The following is a 24,567-nucleotide window of genomic DNA, read 5'->3' on the forward strand; positions in this document are numbered from 1 at the left end:
CTGTTATTCAGCTACGATCGCAAGCGCGTCATTGATGAGCTGAGCTTGTTGTTTTGCATGCAAATATGGTGAACCACACGCTGGTGCTGCAGATGCTTCACGACCCGCATAACTAATACGAATCTGTTTACCAGTTTTCATTACGTCATCATATAAACGTGGCGCGATGAATAACCAAGCACCTTGGTTCTTCGGTTCTTCTTGAGCCCAAACAAGTTCTTTCACGTTTGGATAAGAAGCAAGAACTTCAGCAATATGTTGTTCTGGATATGGGTACAACTGTTCAATACGAACAATTGCAGTGTTGTTCAATTCTAATTCACGACGTTTTTCAAGCAAGTCGTAATAAACCTTACCACCACATAGCACTAGACGAGTCACGTCTGACTTGTTGATATTATCAGTTTCATCAATCACAGTCTGGAATGTACCAGTTGCAAGCTCATCCAAGCTAGACACAGCTAACTTGTGACGAAGTAAAGACTTCGGTGACATGATGATCATTGGCTTACGGATTGGACGAATCGCCTGACGACGTAAAGCGTGGAAAATCTGTGCTGGTGTTGTTGGTGTCATCACTTGCATGTTTTCTTCCGCACAAAGCTGTAAGAAACGCTCTAAACGTGCAGATGAGTGCTCTGGACCCTGACCTTCAAAGCCGTGTGGAAGTAGCATAGTCAAACCACACACACGCTCCCACTTAGTTTCACCAGATGAGATGAACTGGTCAATCACCACTTGAGCACAGTTTGCGAAGTCACCAAATTGTGCTTCCCAAATGATCAAGCTCTTCGGAAGTGTCGTTGCATAACCGTATTCGAATGCCAATACTGCCATTTCAGACAATAAAGAGTCGTAGATTGCAACACGTGGTTGGTTCTCTTTGATATGGCATAACGGAATATAAGTTTTACCATCGACTTGGTTGTGCAATTTCGCATGACGGTGTGAGAAAGTACCACGACCTACGTCTTCACCAGTCAAACGAACTAAATAGCCTTCATCCAACAAAGTTGCATAAGCTAAAGTTTCAGCTGCACCCCAGTTCAGTGGCATTTCACCTGTTTGCATTTTTAAGCGATCATCAATCACTTTTGCAACTTGGCGCTGCATCACGAAACCTTCTGGAAGTTTACGCATGGTTTGACCAAGTTCTTTCAAACGCTCAACCGGGAAAGTCGTATCCCAAACGTCTGTATAGTCATGACCTAAATACGGAGACCAATCTACAAACATTTTGGTATTTGGCTCAAGTACCAACGCATTCGCAACGTGATTACCCGCTTCCAAATCAGAACGGTAGTCTTCAACCATTTGATCTGCCGCAGCGCGATCCAACACACCTTCTTGTACCAATTGGTCAGCATATAAAGTACGTGTTGTGGTCTTTTTGTTAATCACTTGGTACATCATCGGCTGAGTTGCTGCTGGCTCGTCAGCTTCGTTGTGACCACGACGACGGTAGCAGAACAAATCAATCACAACGTCTTTACGGAATGTGTGACGGAAATCATGTGCCAATTGAGATACAAAAATCACAGCTTCAGGGTCATCGCCATTCACATGGAAAATTGGCGCCTGAATCATTTTTGCAATGTCAGTACAGTATTCTGTAGAACGCGCGTCACGTGGGTCAGAAGTTGTGAAACCAACTTGGTTGTTAATCACAATGTGAACTGTACCACCTACGGTATAACCACGAGTTTGTGACATTTGGAAGGTTTCTTGGTTCACACCTTGACCTGCAAATGCTGCGTCACCGTGTACGATTAATGGCAATACGTCATCACCACCAATGTCTTTTCGACGTACTTGGCGTGCACGAACAGAACCTTCAACCACTGGACCAACAATTTCCAAGTGTGATGGGTTAAACGCAAGCGCCAAGTGCACTTCACCACCTGGTGTCATCACGTTAGATGAGAAACCTTGGTGATATTTCACGTCACCCGAACCTTTTTTGTGTAAGCTCTTACCTTCGAACTCACCAAATAGGTCTGCTGGGTTTTTACCCATGATATTCACAAGTAGGTTCAAACGACCACGGTGTGGCATACCAATCACAACTTCTTTACAACCTACAGCACCTGCACGTTGAATAATTTCGTTGACCATTGGGATAAATGATTCGCCGCCTTCTACACCAAAGCGTTTAGCGCCCACGTATTTGTTACCTAGATATTTTTCTAGACCTTCAGCTGCTGTTAAGCGCTCAAGTACATGTTTCTTTTGGTCTGCAGTGAACGTAAATTTACCGCGTGCGCTCTCTAAGCGTTGTTGAATCCAGCGTTTCTCTTTGGTATCAACAATGTGCATGTATTCTGCACCAATTGAACCGCAGTAGATTGACTGCATGGCTTCAACCATTTCACCTAGGGTCGCTTCAGCTTTATCAATCGCCAAGTTACCTGTGTGGAATACCGTGTCTAAATCTGACTTGGTTAAACCATGCGCAGCAAGATCTAAATCTGGCACGTCTTCACGTTTTGCCAAACCTAATGGATCTAATTTTGCTTTTTGGTGACCACGGTTACGGTAAGCTGCAATCAGTTGCAACACGCCAATTTGACGTTGTTCGTGTTCAGAACTCACTGAACCTTGAACAATGGCTTGAACGCGATTTGAATTACGACCTAATAAAAGGAATTGCTCACGTACATTGCTGTGTGGTTGATCACCCTTCGGGAATTTATCGAAATATTCGCGCCAATCAGCACCGACTGATTCCGGTGACGTCAAATAATGCTCGTAAAGTTCTTCAATATACGCTGCACTATCAGCGGAAAGTTCAGTGTCAAGACGCAGTGCGTCAGCAACTTCTTGCATTTGTGGACCCATTTCCTATTGCAAAAACATTTTCCAGGATGCTTTTTAAGCAAAACCCATGATTGATAATGTCAAATTGGTAACATGACATTAGTCCCCAGTTGACATATGTCATGAGGCGTTATCACTACATTAGGAAAACCCAATGTCATTTATGAATCATAACGCCCTCATTGGCATCATCACTCATTTATATACTCGACCCAAGCCGAGCAATTTTTTGCAAAATCGTTTTAGAAAAAATAAGTGCTCAGTCTTAGCTTTTCTAATACGACTTTTCTGCAATAGTCCTGATTTAATAACACATCATTTGCACTTAAAATATTGATAAAATGTACAAAAATTCAACATTTTTCAGATATAGTCATTTGTTAATCGTAACATGATCTCAGAAATGCAATTGATTTTTTTGACACATACCTCCTATAAATTGGCGAAATACACTGATTCTATTTTCATCTAACATATGGTGCTTTATTTAAAAAACAGATGCAATTTAGACCAAAGTCCAACACCGCTATTTCAGATAAAATAAAAGAGAGCACATCTCTCAATCTGCCCTCTCACTTACACGTTACATGATAACATCTAAAAATAAATATTGCAGCTAAACTTGGCATTTGCCCATGCTTTACAACAAAATAGCAGCACTGGATTACAATTGTGTGCAACTTTAGTCGGCTAAATGCTGTTTTTGTCTATTTATCCAACAGTTATACCTAAAAAATATCAAATACTCACTTTTTAATCACTTCTTTGCATGCAACATTTTTCATTTACGTACTCATCAAAAACAAGCAACTTATCACACGACTTTTATCGTAATTTTGGCACAAAAAAAAGCACACCTAGGTGTGCTTTTCTCAACTGATCACGCAGTCTATTAGCCAGCCATATCTAAAAGCATGTTACGGATGTGACCGATTGCTTTAGTTGGGTTCAAGCCTTTAGGACATACAGATACACAGTTCATAATACCTTTACAACGGAACAAAGAGAATGGATCGTCAAGACGAGCCAAACGCTCTTGAGTTGCAGTATCACGCGAATCGATAATGAAACGATATGCATTCAACAACGCTGAAGGACCCAAGAACTTGTCTGGGTTCCACCAGAATGATGGGCATGAAGTTGAACAACATGCACAAAGAATACATTCATACAAACCATCAAGATGCTCACGCTCTTCTTGAGATTGTAAACGCTCTTTTGGTGGCGCAGGTTGGTTGTTGATCAAGAACGGATGAATCTTGTTATACTGATCGTAGAACTGATTCATGTCTACAACCAAGTCTTTAATTACAGGAAGACCTGGAAGCGGACGAATTGTGATCACTTCTGGTAAATCGTTTAGGTTCCAAAGACACGCTAAACCATTTTTACCATTGATGTTTACACCATCAGAACCACAAATACCTTCACGACATGAACGACGGAATGTCAAAGATTCGTCTTGTACCTTCAATTCAAGAAGTGCATCAAGCAACATACGGTGCTTATCAGTCAATTCAAGCTTAAAAGTTTGCATGTACGGTGCTTTATCCTTATCAGGATCGTAGCGGTAGATATTAAATGTACGAGTACCTCTACTCATCTTACTTCTCCCAATTAGAATGTACGTGGTTTAGGTGGAATAGCAGCTACAGTAAGCGGCTTGTAACGTACTGGTTTGTACTCAAGACGGTTATCTGTAGAGAACCATAAAGTATGCTTCATCCACTCATCATCACGACGACCATAAGAATAAGTTGGGTGATCTGGTGGTAACTCAAAGTCTACAACCGTATGCGCACCACGACATTCTTTACGTGCAGCAGCTGAGATTAGTGTCGCTTTAGCAACTTCATACAAGTTTTCAACTTCTAATGCTTCTACACGTGCAGTGTTGAATACTTTAGATTTGTCTTTCAAATGAATGTTGCGAACACGTGGCTCAAGCGCAAGAATTTGTTTCACACCTTCATCAAGCAATGCTGAAGTACGGAATACACCTGCGTGGTCTTGAACGATGTTACGAATTGCATCAGCAACTTCTTGAGCGTTTTCACCTGAAGTCGATTCGTCAAGTTTACGAATACGGTTCACAGTATTTTCAAGTACAGTTGTTGGAAGTGGTTCGTACTCACCATCATGTTGCTTAGTCACATACTCAATGATGTGTTGACCAGCAGCCTTACCAAATACAACCAAGTCAAGCAATGAGTTTGTACCTAAACGGTTTGCACCGTGTACAGATACACATGAACACTCACCAATTGCATAGAAACCTTTTACTGGTTTAGCAAAGTCACGGTCACCCGCGTTGGTTGTATATGTATCAGTTTCTGCGTTGTAGTTCGCAACCAACTCTTGAGTTTCACGGCTTTCTGGAACAACCACTTGACCATGAATATTGGTTGGAATACCACCCATTTGGTAATGGATTGTAGGCACAACAGGAATTGGCTCTTTAGTACAGTCAACGTTCGCGAATTTCTTACCAATCTCAAATACAGATGGAAGACGCTTCATGATTGTGTCTGCACCCAAGTGCGTCATATCAAGCAAGATGTAGTCTTTGTTTGGACCACAACCACGACCTTCTTTAATTTCTTGGTCCATAGAACGTGATACGAAGTCACGTGGCGCCAAGTCTTTCAAAGTTGGTGCATAACGCTCCATGAACGGCTCGCCTGAATCGTTACGAAGGATACCACCCTCACCACGACAGCCTTCCGTTAACAATACGCCCGCGCCCGCAACACCTGTTGGGTGGAACTGCCAGAATTCCATATCTTGTAATGGAATACCTGCACGCGCAGCCATACCAAGACCGTCACCAGTATTGATATATGCGTTTGTAGATGCACGGTACACACGACCTGCACCACCTGTAGCAAACAATGTCGCTTTCGCTTGGAATACTGCAATTTTACCTGTTTCTTGGTCAATTGCAGTCACACCTAGTACATCGCCAGCTTCGTTACGGATCAAATCAAGAGCAATCCATTCTACGAAGAATTGAGTACCCATTTTCACGTTGCTTTGATAAAGCGTGTGAAGAAGTGCGTGACCTGTACGGTCAGCTGCAGCACATGCACGTGGAACCGCTTTTTCACCGTAGTTTGCAGAGTGACCACCGAATGGACGTTGGTAAATTGTGCCGTCTGCGTTACGGTCAAATGGCATACCCAAGTGTTCTAATTCATAAACCACTTGTGGCGCTTCACGCGTCATGAATTCAATCGCGTCTTGGTCGCCCAACCAGTCAGAACCTTTTACTGTGTCGTAAAAGTGGTAGTGCCAGTTATCTTCTTGCATGTTACCAAGAGATGCACCAATACCACCCTGCGCTGCAACAGTGTGTGAACGTGTAGGGAATACTTTGGTCAATACCGCAACTTTCAAACCTGCTTGAGCAAGTTGGTAAGATGCACGCATACCTGAACCACCACCACCAACGATGACTGCGTCAAAGAATTGGTGTGGAATATTTGTATAATCTTCTTTAGGGTTAATCGCGCCCATGATATTTTCCTATCAATTCGCCCAGAAAATCTGGATTGCCCAGATTGCGTATGCAAAAACAGCAACAATCACTGCTGAAGTCAGCACTAGGCGTAAACCTGAAGCTGAAGGACCCATTTGACGAGTAGTCACATAGTCAGTGAATACTTGCCACATACCGATCCAAGCATGTGCAACAAGAGATAAGACTGCCAATAAAGACATAATCTTCATTGGTAATGTCATCATAAAGCCGTACCACTGTTCAAAGTTGAATCCACCGTTAAGAAGAATCCAACCAAATACCACAACGGTATAAACAGCAAGAACAACAGCACTAATACGTTGGATAAACCAATCGCGAGAACCTGAACCCGTTAAACCTGTAGCACTTTTCATTAGATTACAATCCATACAAATGCTGCAACGATACCAATTGCAGACAAGATCAATGAAATAGTAGCTGCAATGCGACCACTTTGCAGTTCTTCTGCAAAACCAAGGTCAGCAAGTAAGTGCTTAACACCAGCAATGAAGTGATAGATTAAGCCGGCTACAAATACCCATACGATAAAGCGCACAAAGAAACCGTTAAAAATTTCTTGAACTTGAGCAAAACCTTCAGGTGAAGACAAAGACTTGTCTAACAACCATAAAAGTACCGGTACGAGTAAAAATACGATGACACCAGAAAGACGGTGTAGAATTGATGCAATAGCCACGGGCGATTTTAAGTTTACTTCTAAAACTTGACCCATGGACAAATTGACAGGTCTGTTGCTTTTCACAGCGGGCATCCTGTAAGTAAAAACTCCATCCGGAGTTTGTTGGAATAAATTCGAAGGAAAGCTGGCATTGTTAGGCAAATTCATGCCTAACCTTAAAACGACACTGAATTATAAAACGTCAACTGTTAAAATACAAACAACTCTACTCGGCTTTTTGGCTAAAAAACCCTTAAATAAGAATCATTAACAAGTATAAAGACAAACCAATTACCATCCACAACCACACAATCAAACATAAATCTATGTTTTTAAATAAATTATTAAAGTGAAAACTCTTGATGACACAATCAGTGGCTTTAGAATATTTAGACTAAAGATAAATTTGTACTTTGTTTTTCAGATGTTCTTCGGGTTTTCACATACTTATATATAAGTAGCAGCACTATATATGTGTGTACTCCACTGTTTGCAGCAATTTACAACCACAACACAAGATTCTTAGATCCAGACAGCCCATCACTTTGCTTTGGTCAAGGTACACCTGATCATGGCTTAAACTTTAATGTCGGCACATACCTCAATCTATTTATACAACTTATATTTACTTTAAACACCACACCTAAATAAATATTAAAAATGATAATCATCATGCGAATGAATGACTTATCCAGTATTTTTTGTATCTGTATGGATAAATAACCGCGCTTTATTCACAAAGATTTCATCATTTCCCACTCAAAATATGATGGGTTATGGCTATTTTCAGGAGTTTAATCAGTCATTTTTTGATCAATCAATATCGAATTTAAATACCAGACTTACTGCCTATTACAAACAATCTGACCACCCTACCGTGTATGTAAAAACGTGTAAGTTATGAGAATTAGATAAATTTAAGTATTGGACTGAATCCTGCTAAAGAAATAGCACATCAAAACCAGTATTTAAAATTGCTTACAATTAATCCGTATTGATGATTTTTTTCTGCACATCCGACAAATTTTGACTTATGATACGGCGGCTGTGCTGTGATTTTATTGATTTTTTTACTGGAATTTTTTCGACTTTTTCTATAAATAGTCGTCTGCTTAATCCATAAGTATAATTGACAAAATTTCAGTACTCTCTAATCTTAGAGCTAATTTTTAATCCGTCTGACTTGCGCATTAAAAGATTGATACTTCGAGTCAGATCAACATTCACCAGGACAGGAGATCTATTGAATGTCTGAAGCAACTGGCAAAAAAGCCGTATTACAGCTTGATGGAAAAGAAATTGAATTACCAATTTACAGCGGCACATTAGGCCCAGATGTAATTGACGTTAAGGATGTGTTGGCGGCAGGTCACTTTACTTTTGATCCTGGTTTTATGGCAACAGCGTCTTGCGAGTCTAAAATTACGTTCATTGACGGTAACAAAGGTATTCTTTTACACCGTGGTTACCCAATTGACCAATTAGCGACTAAAGCTGACTACTTAGAAACTTGCTACTTATTATTAAATGGTGAGCTTCCAACTGCAGAACAAAAAGCTGATTTTGACGCTAAAGTTCGCAACCACACTATGGTTCACGACCAAGTAAAACGTTTCTATAACGGTTTCCGTCGTGACGCTCACCCTATGGCAATCATGGTAGGTGTTGTTGGTGCGTTATCTGCGTTCTATCACAACAACTTAGACATCGAAGATGTTAACCACCGTGAAATCACAGCGATTCGTTTAATCGCGAAGATTCCTACTTTAGCGGCTTGGAGCTACAAGTACACTGTTGGTCAACCATTTGTTTACCCACGTAACGACTTAAGCTACGCAGAAAACTTCTTGTACATGATGTTTGCTACACCAGCAGACCGTGATTACAAAGTAAACCCTGTTCACGCTCGCGCAATGGATCGTATTTTCACGCTTCACGCTGACCACGAACAAAACGCGTCTACTTCAACTGTACGTTTAGCTGGTTCTACTGGCGCTAACCCATACGCATGTATCTCTGCAGGTATTTCTGCACTTTGGGGTCCTGCTCACGGTGGTGCGAACGAAGCTGTTCTTAAGATGCTTGATGAAATCGGCTCTGTAGAACACGTTGCTGAGTTCATGGAAAAAGTGAAGACTAAAGAAGTTAAACTTATGGGCTTTGGTCACCGCGTTTATAAAAACCATGACCCACGTGCAACTGTAATGAAGCAAACTTGTGACGAAGTACTTAACGACTTAGGTATCAACGATCCACAACTCGCTCTTGCAATGGAACTTGAGCGTATTGCGTTATCTGATGAATACTTCATCAAGCGTAACTTATACCCTAACGTAGACTTCTACTCAGGTATCATCCTTAAAGCGATTGGTATCCCAACAGAAATGTTTACTGTAATTTTCGCACTTGCACGTACAGTTGGTTGGATCAGCCACTGGTTAGAAATGCACAGCGGTCCTTACAAAATCGGTCGTCCTCGTCAGCTTTACACTGGCCACACTCAACGCGACATCAACCGTTAATTCGGTCTGCGTTGTAGCGTGTAAAACGACACGACAAAAAAACCACCTTCGGGTGGTTTTTTTATTGCTTTTATTTAGCTCACCAAACTCATTTCTGTTTGGTTTGTCCTAAACCACAACCAAAACGTAAAATAAAATTTAGATCATTGCGGATTTAGGCTATATTTTTGATGTCTGCCACTTACGACTCATTTCCATGCTACAACTGCATTTATTCATTCTCAGCTTATTGATGCGACTGCTCAAACTAGATCAGTTTAGATGTCGAAGCCTAACTGCAATGGAAATACAGTTGTGCCAATCTGTGTTTGGCAATCTGATTGACTACAGCCAAGTCAAAGTCATGAACCATCCTTATTTGCCTTGGCAGCCACAGCACATTTTTATGGCCCCCTGTGGCTATATTCATGTGCGTAATCGGCATTATCTAGCCGACTACAGCCAAGCACACCGTGGCTATCAAGCGATCTTTATTCATGAGATGGCGCACATTTTACAGCATCAACATCACATCAATGTCTTACTGCGTGGTGCGGTATTGCAAACCGCGTATTTTTTGAGTTTTAAGCGTTACAATCCATATCATTATCGCTTAATTGAAGCGAAACCTTTTTTTGCTTACAACATTGAGCAACAAGGTGAAATTGCCAAAGATATTTTTCTTAAAAAAATAGACAATATTATTTTAAACAGCCCGCACCGCTCGACTTAGCCCACTCATCTTGGTACATGCTTATTTCACGAAAAACACATGCATCATACAACCTAAAAATATAATGCTTTTCAAATAAATAGCATAAAAATTCTGTCACATTTCAATGATATTCTTGCAGACAAGACAATAAAGTGTATTCGATGCTAGCATCTATTCTAAATTAAGATAAAATAGCAAAAGTCTCCATTTTTGCACTGCAAAATAAGATCTTTATCTGTTAGATAATAAATGGTTTTTATTTGTGCCTTTCGGCAGTCGTTTAATCCACAATACACTACGCTGAAATTTTTATAACAATAATCATCAGCCACTTACGTGTATTCTACACCTATAGGAATAGGACTTAATTTAAATGAAATCTTTTAAAATTGCCCTTGCACAGTTCTCTCCACACATTGGCAATCTCGAAGCAAACGCGCAAAAAATGCTTGAACAAGCAAATGAAGCGAAAAAACAACATGCAGATTTGATTATTTTTCCTGAACTTTCAATTTTGGGCTACCCTGCAGAAGATTTATTACTGCGCCCAAGCTTGAATCAACGCACACAACAAGCATTTGAACAATTACGTGAAATTAAAGATATTGTTTTAGTTTTCGGCTTTGTCAATGAAACTGAAGATGGTCAGCGCTTTAACTCGGCTGCCGTCATGAAAGATGGCAACATCTTAGGTATTTACAACAAGCAAAATTTACCAAATTATGCTGTATTTGATGAAAAACGCTATTTTGATGAAGGTCATCAACACTTAGTTTTTGAATACCTTGGTCATAAATTTGGCGTTTTGATTTGCGAAGATTTATGGTCTTTGCCAACCGTGCAGCAATTGGCACAGTTGAATGTAGAAACTGCACTGGTCTTGAACGCATCGCCTTATGAAGTGGGTAAACCGCAGCATCGTGTACAGACCATGACCGAACTGGCAAAACAATTACATCTCAATGTGGTGTATGTAAACCAAGTTGGCGGTCAAGATGATTTAATCTTCGATGGCACTAGCTTCGTGATCAATCAAGCGGGCGATGTTGCACTACAAGCACCGACGTATCAGGAAGGTGTATTCTTCGTTGAATATGATGCTGCTCAGAAATACTTTAAAACTGCAGAGATTAGCCCCGCTTTAGATACGTTGGCAGAAATTTACCAAGGCTTGGTTTTAGCTACACGTGACTATGTTCAACGTTCAGGCTTCCCTGGGGTTATTTTAGGTTTATCGGGTGGTATTGACTCTGCGCTGACACTTGCAATTGCAGTCGATGCCATTGGTGCAGACAAAGTACAAGCGGTGATGATGCCATATACTTATACTGCGCAAATCAGTGTTGAAGATGCGGCAGAGCAAGTCAAAGCTTTAGGCGTAACCTTCGGTATTGCGGAAATTCACCCTGTAGTGAATAGCTTCATGCAAACCTTGTATCCGTTCTTTGGCAATAGCCCAAGTGACACCACTGAAGAAAATTTACAAGCCCGTGCACGCGGTACAATTTTGATGGGGCTTTCCAACAAATTTGGTAACTTAGTCCTGTCTACAGGCAACAAATCTGAACTGGCTGTTGGCTATTGCACCTTATACGGCGATATGGTTGGTGGTTATGCCGTACTCAAAGACGTATATAAAACCATTGTATTTGAACTGGCAAAATACCGTAACAGTATTGCTGATGCGCCTGTCATTCCAGAACGTGTGATTACTCGTCCACCTTCTGCAGAATTACGCCCAGATCAGAAAGACCAAGACTCTTTACCACCGTACGAAATTTTGGATGCAATTTTGTATGCCTACATTGAAGAAGACCAAAGCCAAGAAGATATTATTGGCAAAGGCTTTGAACGTGCAATGGTTGAGAAAGTGATTCAATTGGTCGATCGCAATGAATATAAGCGCCGCCAAGGTGCCTTAGGACCACGTATCAGTTCACGTGCATTTGGCCGTGAACGTCGTTACCCATTAGTGAATGGCTGGAAACCTGGAATTTAAGCGAAAGTATAGCTTGAACAGAAGCGTAAAAAACCAAGCGAAGGCTTGGTTTTTTATTGCCTGTATTTTAAGAACGGGGGCAATAAAGCGTATCTTAAAATTTGATATAAAAAAAGACCAAGCTGAGAGCTTGGTCTATAAAAATGGTGGCTATGACGGGACTTGAACCTGTGACCCCCGCATTATGAGTGCGGTGCTCTAACCAACTGAGCTACATAGCCATAAACTGTGTGCGCATTATCTAAACTTAGCTCTGCATCGTCAAGTATTTTAATTTACAAACGCTCACAGTTTAAACAAATACTTTTCAATTTATTAGTTTTTAGGCAATTTACCTTTTTCTTACGGATTATCATCCATATTTATTGCAAAATTTATTCAAATGACCAGAGAAAATACTATGTCTTCTACTCTTCGTTTTAAATGGCTTGCTGTTGCAGGCTTAGCTTTGAGCTTAGGTGCATGTCAGGTCGTTGGGCCAATTTTGGTTGACTACAACGGTGTACGCCGTGACGTAGCACAGTATATCAACTCAAAAATGAGTTACGGCTTTGCAGATAAACGCGTATTGGTAGCCTATGCCAAAGGTCAGCAAAAGATTCTTACTGCAGATCGTCTCAGTCCTGAAGCCCAGCAGCAATTGGCCTATGAGCGTGCGGTGGGGCGTTATTGCGCATCACAACATATTTCACTGAAAAAGTTAAATCAGGTGGATGCCAAAATTTTTAGCTATCCTGATCAGCAAGCCAACTGGCAACATATTCAAAACCTGCAAATGCAAATTCAGCTCGACACCAACAACATAGATTGCACAGGTAAATTTTAAAGATAAAAAAAGACCACATTAGTGAATGTGGTCTGAAAAATGGTGGCTATGACGGGACTTGAACCTGTGACCCCCGCATTATGAGTGCGGTGCTCTAACCAACTGAGCTACATAGCCAAAAACTGTGCGCGCATTATCTGCTGTAATGCTATAGACGTCAAGCATTATCACACAACTATTGCTTAAAATTTGGTGAAGTGAACCGATAAGCCGGGTTCTGTCAAGAACGATCATTCCTCTAGGCGTACAATCACTCATACGCTCAAGCGACCTACCCGAATCCAGTACGGGCCGTACCTCAGGATTCCTATTTGGTCTTGCTTCTGGTGGGGTTTACCATGCCATGAACTGTTACCAGCCATGCGGTGCGCTCTTACCGCACCCTTTCACCCTTACCTTCAATTTCTTCCGAAAAAGAAACCATACGAAGGCGGTCTACTCTCTGCTGCACTTTCCGTCGGCTCACGCCGCCCAGGCGTTACCTGGCACCCTGCCCTATGAAGCCCGGACTTTCCTCCCCTGTTTCAGTCACGGAGACCTCCACAGCAGCGATCGTCTGGTTCACTTCGAAGGCGCATCTTAGCAAAATTATAAGTTAATTGCTTGCGCTTTTTTGAGCAATCAGTTTTTTATATTTTTCCAGCAATTGTTCCTGTGTTTCTACATGCTCTGGATCGAGCGGAATACAATCGACTGGGCAAAATAACTGACACTGCGGCTGCTCGTGATGTCCTACACATTCAGTACATAATGCTGGATTAATCTCATAAATCAGCTCACCCATATAAATTGCCTCATTTGGGCATACAGGTTCACAGACATCACAGTTAATACATTCATCGGTAATATATAAAGACACGCTACCAACCTTGTCGTAATTTACGCTCAAAGGCTTCGACCACAACAGGTGCAACAAATTTAGTCACATCACCTTTTAAGCGTGCAATTTCACGAACTAATGTAGAAGAAATAAATGAATATTGCTCTGAAGGAGTCAGAAATACCGCTTCATATTTCGCATCTAATTGACGGTTCATATTTGCCAACTGAAATTCGTATTCAAAATCTGAAACAGCACGCAAACCACGCAAAACTGCAGTCGCATTTTGCTCACGGAAAAAATTAACCAATAAACCATCAAATCCGACAAATTCAACATTAGGCAAATGCTTTAAAGATGCCTGTGCCAATTCCACACGTTCTTCCAAAGTAAAAATTGGATTTTTATGATGTCCAATGGCAATTGCGACCACGACTTCATCAAACATTTTTGCAGCACGTGTCACCAAGTCAATATGACCATTAGTAATCGGGTCAAAGGTGCCCGGATAAATTACGCGAGTTTTAGACATCCATTATGCTCTAGTTGGTTTTGTCAAAGTTAGTTTAACAAATACAAAAAATTTTAGTGAACTAAAGTCTACCAAATTATGAAATATCAAAGCAGTTTAGCCAACAGTTGTGATGATTTTGATTTGTCAGCAAGCCTTGGTTTGAGGCACAATAGTCATAAGTTTGGAAGTAATTGAATATGGCGAAGCTAACTGTAGTTAAAAAAAATACGGGCGGAACAATTGCACAGAATAAACGTGCACGCCACGATTATTTTATTGAAGAAAAATTTGAAGCAGGACTTTCTTTGCAAGGTTGGGAAGTCAAATCTTTGCGCGCAGGACGTATGACTATTACCGAAAGTTATATCCTGTTTCGTGACAATGAAGCCTTTTTATTTGGTGCACAAATTCAACCACTCTTGTCGGCTTCAACGCATGTAGTGCCTGAAGCGACCCGTACCCGCAAACTCTTACTTTCACGACGTGAAATTGAAAAGTTGATGGGTGCAGTCAATCAAAAAGGTTATTCTTGCGTACCTTTAGCATGTTATTGGAAAGGCCCTTTAGCGAAGCTTGAAATTGCTTTGGTGAAAGGTAAACAATTGCACGATAAACGCGCTTCTGAAAAAGACCGCGATTGGCAGCGTGATAAAGCACGTTTGATGCACAAATAATTTTGCACATTCCGCCCATAAAAAATGCTCGAGATCAACATCGAGCATTTTTTATGGAAGTTGTAAAACTAAAAATGCTTAGTCTTTAAGTTTTAATTCCACCAAATATTTACCAAATTTGACTGCAGTTTCCAAATCACCTTCGGGTGGCGTAACTTCAACACTGGCATTATCAGACTGCGTCATTAAACCCAAAAAGCTCGACATGCGGTTAATATCGTGTGGACTACGCCCTGTCGGCATAAACGGTAAACCTGACCACAACATGCCATGCTGCATCGCAAATAAATTAATTTGTTGCAGCACCGCCAGTTTATCGCCACTTAAACCACCGCCATTGGTAAAACCTGCCGCCAGTTTACCCTGCCAAGTTCTGGCCAACCAACGCTTAGACGATTGCTCCATAAACTGTTTTAAAGCCGAAGTAATGCTGCCCATATAAGTTGGACAGCCCATAATGATAATATCGGCTTGATCTAGGCTATCCCATTCAATTTCAGCCACATCCATCAAAGTCACCTGAGCATCCATTTGCGCAGCACCTTGTGCAATATGCTGTGCCACCTTAGCAGTATGACCATAAGGACTGTGATAAACCACCGCCACACGAATAGCAGCGCAAGAAGATGTTGAATGAGTCACTGACATGAGAATGTTTAAAACCAAATAATTAAGTCAAGTTTAACACTAAGCCTGCATAAACACGAATGTTGCCATACGTCCTGTACGTGCTTGACGGCGGTAAGAATAGTAATCATCGGCTTGTTGATACGAGCACTGATCACCGCCCAAGACCGTTGTAACACCATGCTGCTGCAAAATAAAACGCGCGATCGCATACAAGTCAGCGAGATATTTACCTTGCTGCTGCCCTGCAATAAAAGCCGTGTCTAATTCAGGATATTTATCGCAAAATGCCTGTTTCACCTCAGCCCCAACTTCAAAACACGGCTGACTAATAGCCGCACCCAACCACGCCCATGTTGGCGCACTTTGCATTTCGACGATGGTGTTTTCGATAATACCGTTGGCAAGACCACGCCAGCCTGCATGCAGATTCGCAACCTCAGTGCCTTCGGCATTGCCCAAAACCACAGGTAAACAGTCTGCGGTCATCATCATTAAAGCATGCGCTTTACGCTGAGTGACCAAACCATCGCCTTCTAAAGCTTCACAAGTGATTTGCTCATTAATGGTCTGACACAACACGCTATGTGTTTGCGTCATCCACGTCATTTTATCGACCCCATATTCAGCAAACTCTGCCAGTAAACTCATACGATGCTGCTGCACACGCCATGCATCATCCTGCACATGCAGCGCCAGATTAAAACCAGATACATCGGCACAGTCTGTCGCTAAAGCTTGCACATGTTGTATGCGGGTTTGCCCAACATACACACCTGCAGGTAATCCTTGAACAAATTGCATAAATCTATCCTTAGTCGTTTTCTGGCATTGCCGTATCTGAGTTGATCTTGTTAATGCTGTCTATGCAACAATTAATAGGCAGCATTTTCACTGCGTAACACGTCTACCAATTGTTTAAAGTCTTCAGGCCACGGCGCTTCAAACATCATTTCTTCTTGAGTACGTGGATGCACCAAACCGAGTTTGACGGCATGTAAGGCCTGACGTTTAAAGTTACGCAAGGTATCGTTTAATAATGCCGATGCGCCTGCTGGCACACGTACACGTGGCGTATAAACAGGATCGCCAACCAAACCATAACCAATATAACTTAGATGCACACGAATTTGATGAGTACGTCCAGTTTCCAAACGCGCCTGAACACGAGTGAAATGCTGAAAGCGTTCTTTAACATTGTAATGTGTGACGGCGTCTTTGCCGCCCGGCAAAACAGCCATTTTCACTCGATCTACAGGATGGCGTTTAATCGGCTCATCGACAGTGCCTCCCGCAATCATGTTGCCGTACACCACCAAGTCGTATAAACGATAAACTGACTTTTTCGCCAGTTGCTTGGTCAAGGCAAACTGTGCTTCCAGATTTTTGGCAACCACCAGCAAACCCGAAGTATCTTTATCAATACGATGCACCAAACCTGCACGAGTTAACTCTGCCGATTTTGGATAATGATGCAGCAAGGCATTTACCAGAGTTCCAGAGCTATTTCCCGCCCCCGGATGCACCACCATGCCCACAGGTTTATTAATCACCATGATATCATCATCTTCATAAATAATATCCAGTGGAATATCTTCAGGCAGGCTGCGGGTTTGCGCTTCAAGCTCGACTTCTAGGGTAAGAAGCTCATCACCTTCACACTTATATTTAGGTTTGACCGTGTTACCATTTACCAACAAATGACCGTCTTTGAGCCACTGTTTTAGCTTTTCACGTGAAAATTCACTCCAAATGATGGCTGCAACTTGGTCGATGCGTAGTCCTAAGTGGCTGTCATCCAATTGAAATTGCAACGATAAACGTGTTGCAGTTGAGTCTGAAGTATGGTTATCTGCATCCTCAGCATCTTCAAGTAAATTGAACTCAGTTTCAGGTAAATTGGAATGGGTAGATTGTGCTTGACTCATTTGCTCATTCAGACAAAAGTGGTTTAATAGCGCAATTGTAGCTCATTGCCCGTATTAACAGAGGAATTTTTATGTCGCTACCACGTTATAAAATAACAATGCTTGCTCTTTCACTCGGCGTTGCGTCTGCAATTGTGGGCTGTAGCAGCAATCCAAAAAAAGAAGTGGTCGATACTGGTCCGCAATCTAGCGAACAGGTTTATATTGAAAAAGCAGAAAAAGCACTGGATCGTGGTCAATACACCGATGCCGTTAAGCATCTTGAAGCTTTAGAAACCTATTATCCAACGGGTGATTATGCGCAGCAAGCGCAGCTTGAATTGTTGTATGCAAAATTCCAGCAAAAAGATTATGAAGGCGCAATTGCTGTTGCAGATCGTTTTATCCGCATGAACCCGCAGCATCCTAAAGCCGATTATGCCTACTATGTACGTGGCGTAGCGAATATGGAACAAAACTATGATGGTTTGTTGCGTTATACCTCGCTCAAGCAAGCGCACCGTGATGTCAGCTATTTAAAACTAGCGTATCAAAACTTTGTCGATTTTATCCGTCGCTATCCATCAAGCACTTATGCGGTAGATGCTGCACAGCGTATGCAGTTTATTGGTCAGGAACTGGCAGAAGCCGAAATGAATGCAGCACGTTATAACATTAAACGTAAAGCATGGGTGGCTGCAGTAGAGCGTTCATTGTGGGTAGTTGAGCATTATCCGCAAACTCCGCAAATTCCAGAAGCGTTGGCAACGGTGGCTTATGGTTATGGCAAACTGGGCGATCAAGCCACAGCTCAGCAATATATTGATGTGTTGAAACTGAACTATCCAAATTTGGTTAAAGCAGATGGTAGCGTGAATTTACGTGCTGCCCGTCATGACGCAAGCTGGATTAACCGTGCAACTTTGGGTATTTTCGGACGTGAAGCGCAAAGCAGCACCGAAGCACAACAGTCAGATACTAAAGCACAAGCAGAGCCATCACGCAGCCTCACCAACCGTTTGAGTTTTGGCTTGCTCGATCGTCCAAAATCTCAAAACGACAGCACTGAATAAAACCATTCCGACTGATTTTTCAGTTTTGAAAAATGCAAAGGGCAAGTTATGATACTTGCCCTTTGTTCTTTTATGGGCTTGTTTCCTGTCCTAGAAAAAGATACAAAAGAGAATGCTCATTGAGTCAATCAGCACAGTCTGATGTATTCAACCTGTTCGGCGAACCTTTCACTACCAAGAGATAACAGACAAAACCGTATGGCCATTCCACAGCACACGATTGATCAAATTTTAGATCGCACTGATATTGTCGATCTGATTGGTCAGCGCGTGAAATTAAAAAAAACTGGTCGTACCTATTCGGGCTGCTGCCCGTTCCATCAGGAAAAAAGCCCGTCTTTTCACGTTTACCGTGACAAGCAGTACTATCATTGCTTTGGTTGTCAAGCAAATGGTAACGCCATCCGTTTTTTAATGGATATTGATAACCGAAATTTTGTAGATGTCATGAAAGACTTAGCCAGTCAAACAGGCATCGAACTCCCGAAAGATCAGCACGACAGCAAAAAACTCTCCTATAAACGTGAAGCCAAAAAGCCAGCAACAATTACAAAGCCAAAACCGCCTGTAAAAGATCAGCAGGAAACTGCTGCGGCTCCAACTGCAACAAACGAACATGCTAACGATGCTGACACGAGTGTGGGAATCGACTTTGATCCTTTTGCCGAGTTTCAAAGCACTGAATACTCAAGTTCTGAATTTCAAAACAATGCCGACCCGTTTGCAGGTTTTGAGCAATGGGACACCATGCAGGACACACCTGCACAAGAAGGCAACTTATACGACTTGCTAGAAAATATAGCGCAATATTATGAGCAGCAATTGCCGCACAGCCCTGCCGCGCAACAGTATTTTCAAAAACGTGGTTTAACCGCACAAACCTTGCAGTTTTGGCGCTTGGGTTACGCACCCGAAGATTGGCAGCATTTAGAAAAAGCCTTTCCGCAAGACATTGCAGGTTTAAAACTGCTAGGCTTAATTCGTACCAGTGACAAGGGACGTGACTTCGATTTATTACGTGATCGGGTGATTTTTCCAATCCGTGACAGCAAAGGACGTGTGGTCGGCTTTGGTGGTCGCGCACTTAATGATGAAATCAAACCCAAATACATCAACTCGCCCGATTCGGAAGTGTTTCATAAAAACCAATTGCTCTATGGTTTATATGAAGGACGCAAACAAAAAGCCCAAGATTATTTAATGGTCGAAGGCTATATGGATGTGATTGCCTTGCAGCAATACGGCATTCATGGTGCTGTAGCGACACTCGGTACAGCCAGTAATACCGATCATTTAAACATTCTATTCCGCCAAAACAACCGCATTACCATCGCGTTTGATGGCGATGCCGCAGGTCAAAAAGCCGCACGTCGTACACTGGAAATTGCACTGCCTTTGCTCAATGATGGACGTGAACTGAAGTTCTTTGTTTTACCCAATGAGCACGACCCTGACTCACTTATTCGTCGTGAAGGCATCGAAAATTTCCGACGTTTATTAGATCAAGCACCTTTGCTATCAGATTTTGTCTTTGCGCATCTCACCCAAAACCATAATATCAGTACCCCTGAAGGCAAAAGTCAGGTCATGGGTGAACTGCGGCAGTTGACCGAACTTTTGCCCAAAACGGGTTCTTATCGCTATTTGCTGCAACAGTTTTTCCGTGAAAAGTTAGGCTTTAACCGTAAATGGCAGGCACAGACCAATAACGATGCATCTTTGAGTTTTAGCACCAAAGTCGATGCCGAAGAATATGTGATTGCGATTCTAATCAATCACCCGTATTTGTATATTCACTTTGAACCGTTACGTGCGCTGATTCCAAATGATCATCTGCTACACCAAATCTTAAATATTTTAAATACTATTTTTGATGATCTACCCGATGATCCTGAACAAGCCAAATATTATATTTTGGGTGCATGCTCAGCGTATCACTATGAATTACAGCGCATTTTACAACAAGCCAATGTCAGTGATTACACGACTTCTCCTGAACACGTCGATAAATTGGCGCAGGATTTTTCGACCAAATTGCAATACGACTGTTTACAGCAAAAAATTCGCTCCAAAAAATTCAGCAGTATTGAAGAAATGAAGCGATTGAAACATCAAATTTATGAAATTGATAAAAAAAGATCGCTGACCTTGTTAGAGGAATAAGCGATCTGGTCTGATTAGATTAAGTTTGTATCGTCAAAAATCTTTTTTGTAAATCACGTTAATCTTACTTATTTGCGACGACGTTTGGCAGTCGCTGCTAAATTTTCCTGCATAAACTCAAAACATTCAGGCTCATCACCTTTGGCTGCTTCACGCAATAAAATAGAAGTTGGATGCAGCAGTTTTTGGGTTAAACGATAGGAAAATTCTTGCATAACTTGTGCAGCATCTTCACCTTTGGCAATACGCGCCATCGCCAAATTTAATTCTTCCTGACGCAAGCTTTCGCCATGTTCACGGTAAGCATGAATGGTCGCACCTGCTTGCTGAACTTTTTGATGGGTCACCAACTCAGTCACAAGCTGATTGACCATTAGCTCTGCTTCCACAGCCGCCTGACGACGCTGCGCCAAGTTTTCATCAATCACGCTTTGCAGGTCATCGACCCCGTACAAATACACGCCATCCAAATTTTCAATTTTAGGATCAATATCACGTGGTACGGCCAAATCGACCAACAACATTTGCTGATAGCGACGTTTCTTTAACGCTGCTTTCACTTCAGGATAAGCAATCACCTGATGCAAACTACCCGTACAGCTTGAAATTACATCAGCGCGGTGTAAATTGGCCGCTAACTGATCAAATTCAATAATTTCAACTTCAACCCGATGCGCAATTTCTTGTGCCAAAGCTTCGGCACGAGCGCGGGTACGGTTACAAATTAAAATTTTAGCGACGCCCATCTCGGCCAAATGCTTCGCCACAAGGCTATTCATTTCGCCTGCAGCCACCACCATCACTGTTAGTTTTTCAGGATGGCTAAATACTTGTAACGCCAGTTGCGCTACCGCATAACCCATAGACACGGCATGGCTGCCTACGGCAGTTTCTGAACGTACCCGTTTGGCAGCATAAAACGCATATTCAAAAATTCGGTTGAGTTGTTGCGAAACCGTATGTGAGTCTTTGGCTAAAGACAGCGCAGTTTTGACCTGACCTAAAATTTGCGGCTCACCCAACATGAGTGAATCTAGCCCACTGGCTACGCGCATTAAATGCGACACCGCCTGTGCATTTTCATAACGATAAACATGACGACTCAATTGATTCGCATCAATACCATTGACGTGTGCAAGCCAATCCAACACCTGTTCTGGATGTTCAGACATGGCGTAGACTTCGGTACGGTTGCAGGTAGACACCACCACCAAATCATTCAGTTCGGGATGTTGGCTTTGCTCAGCAAGTAAGGCACTTAACTTTTCTGGGTTAAATGCAATTTGCTCGCGCAACTCTACAGAGGCGGTTTGATGGTTGACACCCAATGCAAAGAAAGACATATCAGATCATCATTTCGCTAAATTTATGCTATTGTGCAATAACGGTGTCATAAAAAGCATTACTTGGATCAAGAAAAATTGCGTCAAACAAATAGCCGACCATACGGCGCGACAATTAAGCAATATTCTACCACATTCTTACTGGTCGGTAGCATGGCTTCAGTTGCTCATCTTAGAGCATCTGAAGAAATTTATCATGCAAATTCAAATTATAATGCGGTAAAACAAACCATGGTGGCAGAATTTGCCTTGGCTTATGGTGATATTCCAACTGCATTACACAACTACACGGTCTTGGCAATTAAGAACAATTCGACTTCCATTAAACAACGCGCCCTGAATATTGCCATTGAACAAAATGACCTACGTGCCGCATTAGATATTGCAACACATTGGGTGGTACAAGAACCATCCGATGTCCCTGCACTGTTTTATTTGGCGCACATTGCACTCAAAGCGCATGAATATGACTTGGCTGCAGAAACCTTAGATAAAATTCTAAATATTGATGCCACGGCTGACTTAGAACAAATTTTGGCGGGAATTTCCCCTGAATCTGTAGAAGACCGTGAATTTCTGATTCAAGCCCTGCGCACCAGCAAAGCCAAAGACAATCCATCTATTTTGGTATTGATTGCAGGTTTAAAAGCGCAAAATGGACAATATCAAGCCGCGCTCGATACCATTAACCGAGCGCTGCGTAAACGCCCGAAAGTCACTGGCTATATTTTAATGAAAGCCAATTTGTTGAGCGTACTTGGCAATGAAGAAGAAACGGCAGCTTGGTATGCTAAATCTAGCCGTAAGCACAACAATAACTTTGAAGTCCGTTTAGCCGAAGCCAAATATCTGGTCAAAAAAAATGAAGCCACTTTGGCGCTAACAAAGCTAGAAGCTATTTTAAAAAAATGGCCTACGGAAGATGAAGCCTTATTTATTGCAGGTTTGACCAGTATTGACTTAAAACAATACGAAAAAGCCGAAAAGTATTTGGTAGAGCTACGCTATTCGGCACAATATCAAAACGAAGCCTATTTTTATTTAGCGGTCAATGCCGAACGTAAACAGCACTTTGAAACAGCCAAAGCCTATTATCGTTTGGTGGATGGTAGCCTCTATACGGTTTCACGTCGCAACATGATCAGTATTTTTGCCCAGCAAGATAAACTGAACGATGCCCTGCGCTTTTTAACGCAGGAACGGGTCAACTATCCGCAGCACGCCAGTTTTTTATATCAGGCACAGGCCGATATTTTAAAACGTATGGATAATAAAAAAGCAGCACTGCGTTTGTTAGATGAAGCCATCAAAAACCTGCCCGATGATCCTGACCTGATCTATTCAGAAGTCTTACTATTGGATGCACATCAGGAAAAAGACAAACTGGATCAACTGCTCACCAAGTTACTGGAAATTGAGCCGAACAGCCCAACCTATTTAAATGCCTACGCCTATACTCTTGCACTGCAAAATCGTCGTTTGGATGAAGCGCGTCGCTATGTAGAGCAAGCACTTGAGTTTGCACCTGAACAAGCCTCTATTTTAGATACTTTAGGTTATGTCAGCTATTTGCAAAATGACTACACTGCTTCGGCACAGGCTTTGGAAAAAGCCTACGCGCTGAGTCATAGTGCCGCGATTGGCTCACGTTATGCAAAATCGTTGTATATGCAAGGAGATATTCAAAAATTCAGCCAAGTGTTACAACAATTACAACAAAATCATCCGAATGATCCGCAATTGCAACAATTAAATTCGCTATTGTTACCGCAGCCAGTTAAAAAGAGTTAAAAGATTCATGCGTTTATTTTCAAAATTAGGATTAACCCTTTTTGCCACCAGTAGCCTTGTACTGACAGGTTGTCAGCCTTTCGTACAAAAACCAGCCAACATTTCACAGCAAGTTGAAGCCGAAAATCAATTTAACCTGCAAGGCAAAATTGGCGTGCGCACTCCGCAGCAGTCTGGCAGTGCCTTTTTTACTTGGGTGCAGCAGCAACAGCAGTTTGATATTGAACTGAGCGGTATTTTGGGTGTGGGTAAAACGCAAATTAGTGGACAACCGGGACAAGTCACCCTCAACAGTGCCAAAACAGGGTTGATTTATGCCGAAAGTCCTGAAGAACTGTTAGAACAAGCCACAGGTTGGCAAGCGCCCATCACCCACTTGGTCGATTGGGTACAAGCCCGACCTGCAACAGTGAATGCACAAATTCAAAAAGATCCCCAACAGCGCCCGACTCAATTTATTGAAGATGGCTGGACAGTCGATTTAAGCTATAACGACAGTGCCAGTTTGCCAAACCGTCTGATTTTGAAACAAGCACTTGAATCAGGGCAAGAAAACCGTATTACAATGCTCATCCAAAATCGTTAATCACTTGCCAAG

Annotated in this window: 20 protein-coding genes, 2 tRNA genes and 1 other RNA gene; 9 read left to right on the forward strand and 14 right to left on the reverse strand. The window is 42.0% G+C overall.

Annotated features, from left to right (window positions below; translation table 11 throughout):
- Positions 1–3: 3 nt before the first annotated feature.
- From FTV43_RS01255 to sdhC, 5 genes are all read right to left on the reverse strand, one after another.
- Positions 4–2,826: a 2-oxoglutarate dehydrogenase E1 component gene (locus FTV43_RS01255; protein WP_179994694.1), complete on the reverse strand. Its 2,823-nt coding sequence runs from the start codon at positions 2,824–2,826 to the stop codon at positions 4–6.
- A gap of 883 nt (positions 2,827–3,709) precedes the next feature.
- Complete coding sequence (locus FTV43_RS01260; RefSeq protein WP_004972196.1) at positions 3,710–4,420, reverse strand: succinate dehydrogenase iron-sulfur subunit; 711 nt, start codon at positions 4,418–4,420, stop codon at positions 3,710–3,712.
- A 14-nt stretch (positions 4,421–4,434) separates the two neighbouring features.
- Entirely contained in the window at positions 4,435–6,333 is a 1,899-nt protein-coding gene (locus FTV43_RS01265) for an FAD-binding protein (protein WP_004972199.1), read from the reverse strand.
- Positions 6,334–6,345: 12 nt separating this feature from the next.
- The gene (sdhD, locus tag FTV43_RS01270) at positions 6,346–6,711 is read right to left on the reverse strand and encodes a succinate dehydrogenase, hydrophobic membrane anchor protein (protein WP_179994695.1); all 366 of its coding nucleotides are present in this window, start codon (positions 6,709–6,711) and stop codon (positions 6,346–6,348) included.
- Positions 6,711–7,109 carry a succinate dehydrogenase, cytochrome b556 subunit gene (gene sdhC, locus FTV43_RS01275; RefSeq protein WP_026438062.1) on the reverse strand — a complete coding sequence of 133 codons (399 nt, stop codon included), beginning with the start codon at positions 7,107–7,109 and terminating at the stop codon, positions 6,711–6,713. The genes sdhD and sdhC overlap by 1 nt, the downstream gene beginning before the upstream one ends.
- Positions 7,110–8,263: 1,154 nt before the next feature.
- Between sdhC and gltA the strand changes: the two genes are divergently transcribed.
- From gltA to FTV43_RS01290, 3 genes are all read left to right on the forward strand, one after another.
- A complete protein-coding gene (gene gltA / locus FTV43_RS01280; protein WP_004972202.1) occupies positions 8,264–9,538 on the forward strand; it encodes a citrate synthase in 1,275 nt (424 codons plus the stop codon).
- Positions 9,539–9,743: 205 nt separating this feature from the next.
- The gene (locus tag FTV43_RS01285; protein ID WP_026438293.1) at positions 9,744–10,250 is read left to right on the forward strand and encodes a hypothetical protein; all 507 of its coding nucleotides are present in this window, start codon (positions 9,744–9,746) and stop codon (positions 10,248–10,250) included.
- Between the two features lie 355 nt (positions 10,251–10,605).
- Positions 10,606–12,231 carry an NAD+ synthase gene (locus FTV43_RS01290; RefSeq protein WP_179994696.1) on the forward strand — a complete coding sequence of 542 codons (1,626 nt, stop codon included), beginning with the start codon at positions 10,606–10,608 and terminating at the stop codon, positions 12,229–12,231.
- Positions 12,232–12,375: 144 nt separating this feature from the next.
- On the opposite strand, the gene FTV43_RS01295 is transcribed toward FTV43_RS01290, so the two are convergent.
- Positions 12,376–12,452 (reverse strand) — tRNA-Met (locus FTV43_RS01295).
- Positions 12,453–12,631: 179 nt separating this feature from the next.
- Between FTV43_RS01295 and FTV43_RS01300 the strand changes: the two genes are divergently transcribed.
- On the forward strand, positions 12,632–13,057 hold the full coding sequence (locus FTV43_RS01300) for a hypothetical protein (protein WP_179989241.1): 426 nt from the start codon (positions 12,632–12,634) through the stop codon (positions 13,055–13,057).
- A gap of 40 nt (positions 13,058–13,097) precedes the next feature.
- On the opposite strand, the gene FTV43_RS01305 is transcribed toward FTV43_RS01300, so the two are convergent.
- The 4 genes from FTV43_RS01305 to coaD all read right to left on the reverse strand — a co-directional run bounded on the left by FTV43_RS01305 (position 13,098) and on the right by coaD (position 14,409).
- Positions 13,098–13,174: transfer RNA gene (locus FTV43_RS01305), tRNA-Met, on the reverse strand.
- A 73-nt stretch (positions 13,175–13,247) separates the two neighbouring features.
- Positions 13,248–13,625, reverse strand: an RNA gene (rnpB, locus tag FTV43_RS01310) — RNase P RNA component class A.
- Positions 13,626–13,652: 27 nt separating this feature from the next.
- Entirely contained in the window at positions 13,653–13,916 is a 264-nt protein-coding gene (locus FTV43_RS01315) for a YfhL family 4Fe-4S dicluster ferredoxin (RefSeq protein WP_004972206.1), read from the reverse strand.
- A gap of 1 nt (position 13,917) precedes the next feature.
- Positions 13,918–14,409, reverse strand: a complete 492-nt coding sequence (gene coaD / locus FTV43_RS01320; protein ID WP_004972207.1) for a pantetheine-phosphate adenylyltransferase — start codon at positions 14,407–14,409, stop codon at positions 13,918–13,920.
- 179 nt (positions 14,410–14,588) lie between these two features.
- On the opposite strand from coaD, the gene smpB reads away from it, so the two are divergent.
- Positions 14,589–15,065, forward strand: a complete 477-nt coding sequence (smpB, locus tag FTV43_RS01325; RefSeq protein ID WP_004972209.1) for an SsrA-binding protein SmpB — start codon at positions 14,589–14,591, stop codon at positions 15,063–15,065.
- 78 nt (positions 15,066–15,143) lie between these two features.
- Here smpB and FTV43_RS01330 read toward each other — a convergent pair whose 3' ends face one another.
- From FTV43_RS01330 to rluD, 3 genes are all read right to left on the reverse strand, one after another.
- Positions 15,144–15,713: a flavodoxin family protein gene (locus FTV43_RS01330; protein ID WP_004972210.1), complete on the reverse strand. Its 570-nt coding sequence runs from the start codon at positions 15,711–15,713 to the stop codon at positions 15,144–15,146.
- Between the two features lie 39 nt (positions 15,714–15,752).
- The gene (gene pgeF, locus FTV43_RS01335) at positions 15,753–16,496 is read right to left on the reverse strand and encodes a peptidoglycan editing factor PgeF (protein WP_167845845.1); all 744 of its coding nucleotides are present in this window, start codon (positions 16,494–16,496) and stop codon (positions 15,753–15,755) included.
- 71 nt (positions 16,497–16,567) lie between these two features.
- Positions 16,568–17,620 carry a 23S rRNA pseudouridine(1911/1915/1917) synthase RluD gene (gene rluD / locus FTV43_RS01340; RefSeq protein WP_004972212.1) on the reverse strand — a complete coding sequence of 351 codons (1,053 nt, stop codon included), beginning with the start codon at positions 17,618–17,620 and terminating at the stop codon, positions 16,568–16,570.
- Positions 17,621–17,691: 71 nt separating this feature from the next.
- Between rluD and FTV43_RS01345 the strand changes: the two genes are divergently transcribed.
- Positions 17,692–18,672: an outer membrane protein assembly factor BamD gene (locus tag FTV43_RS01345; protein WP_178866169.1), complete on the forward strand. Its 981-nt coding sequence runs from the start codon at positions 17,692–17,694 to the stop codon at positions 18,670–18,672.
- Positions 18,673–18,870: 198 nt separating this feature from the next.
- Positions 18,871–20,835, forward strand: coding sequence for a DNA primase (locus FTV43_RS01350; RefSeq protein WP_179994735.1), 1,965 nt, complete (start codon positions 18,871–18,873; stop codon positions 20,833–20,835).
- Positions 20,836–20,903: 68 nt separating this feature from the next.
- On the opposite strand, the gene hemA is transcribed toward FTV43_RS01350, so the two are convergent.
- Positions 20,904–22,178: a glutamyl-tRNA reductase gene (hemA, locus tag FTV43_RS01355; protein WP_136144465.1), complete on the reverse strand. Its 1,275-nt coding sequence runs from the start codon at positions 22,176–22,178 to the stop codon at positions 20,904–20,906.
- A gap of 78 nt (positions 22,179–22,256) precedes the next feature.
- On the opposite strand from hemA, the gene FTV43_RS01360 reads away from it, so the two are divergent.
- Together FTV43_RS01360 and lolB are read left to right on the forward strand one after the other, a co-directional pair.
- Entirely contained in the window at positions 22,257–23,969 is a 1,713-nt protein-coding gene (locus FTV43_RS01360; protein ID WP_004972219.1) for a tetratricopeptide repeat protein, read from the forward strand.
- 7 nt (positions 23,970–23,976) lie between these two features.
- On the forward strand, positions 23,977–24,555 hold the full coding sequence (gene lolB / locus FTV43_RS01365) for a lipoprotein insertase outer membrane protein LolB (protein WP_179994697.1): 579 nt from the start codon (positions 23,977–23,979) through the stop codon (positions 24,553–24,555).
- Positions 24,556–24,567 lie beyond the last annotated feature (12 nt).

The organism is Acinetobacter sp. YH16053, assembly GCF_013417035.1.
Taxonomy (GTDB): domain Bacteria; phylum Pseudomonadota; class Gammaproteobacteria; order Pseudomonadales; family Moraxellaceae; genus Acinetobacter; species Acinetobacter towneri.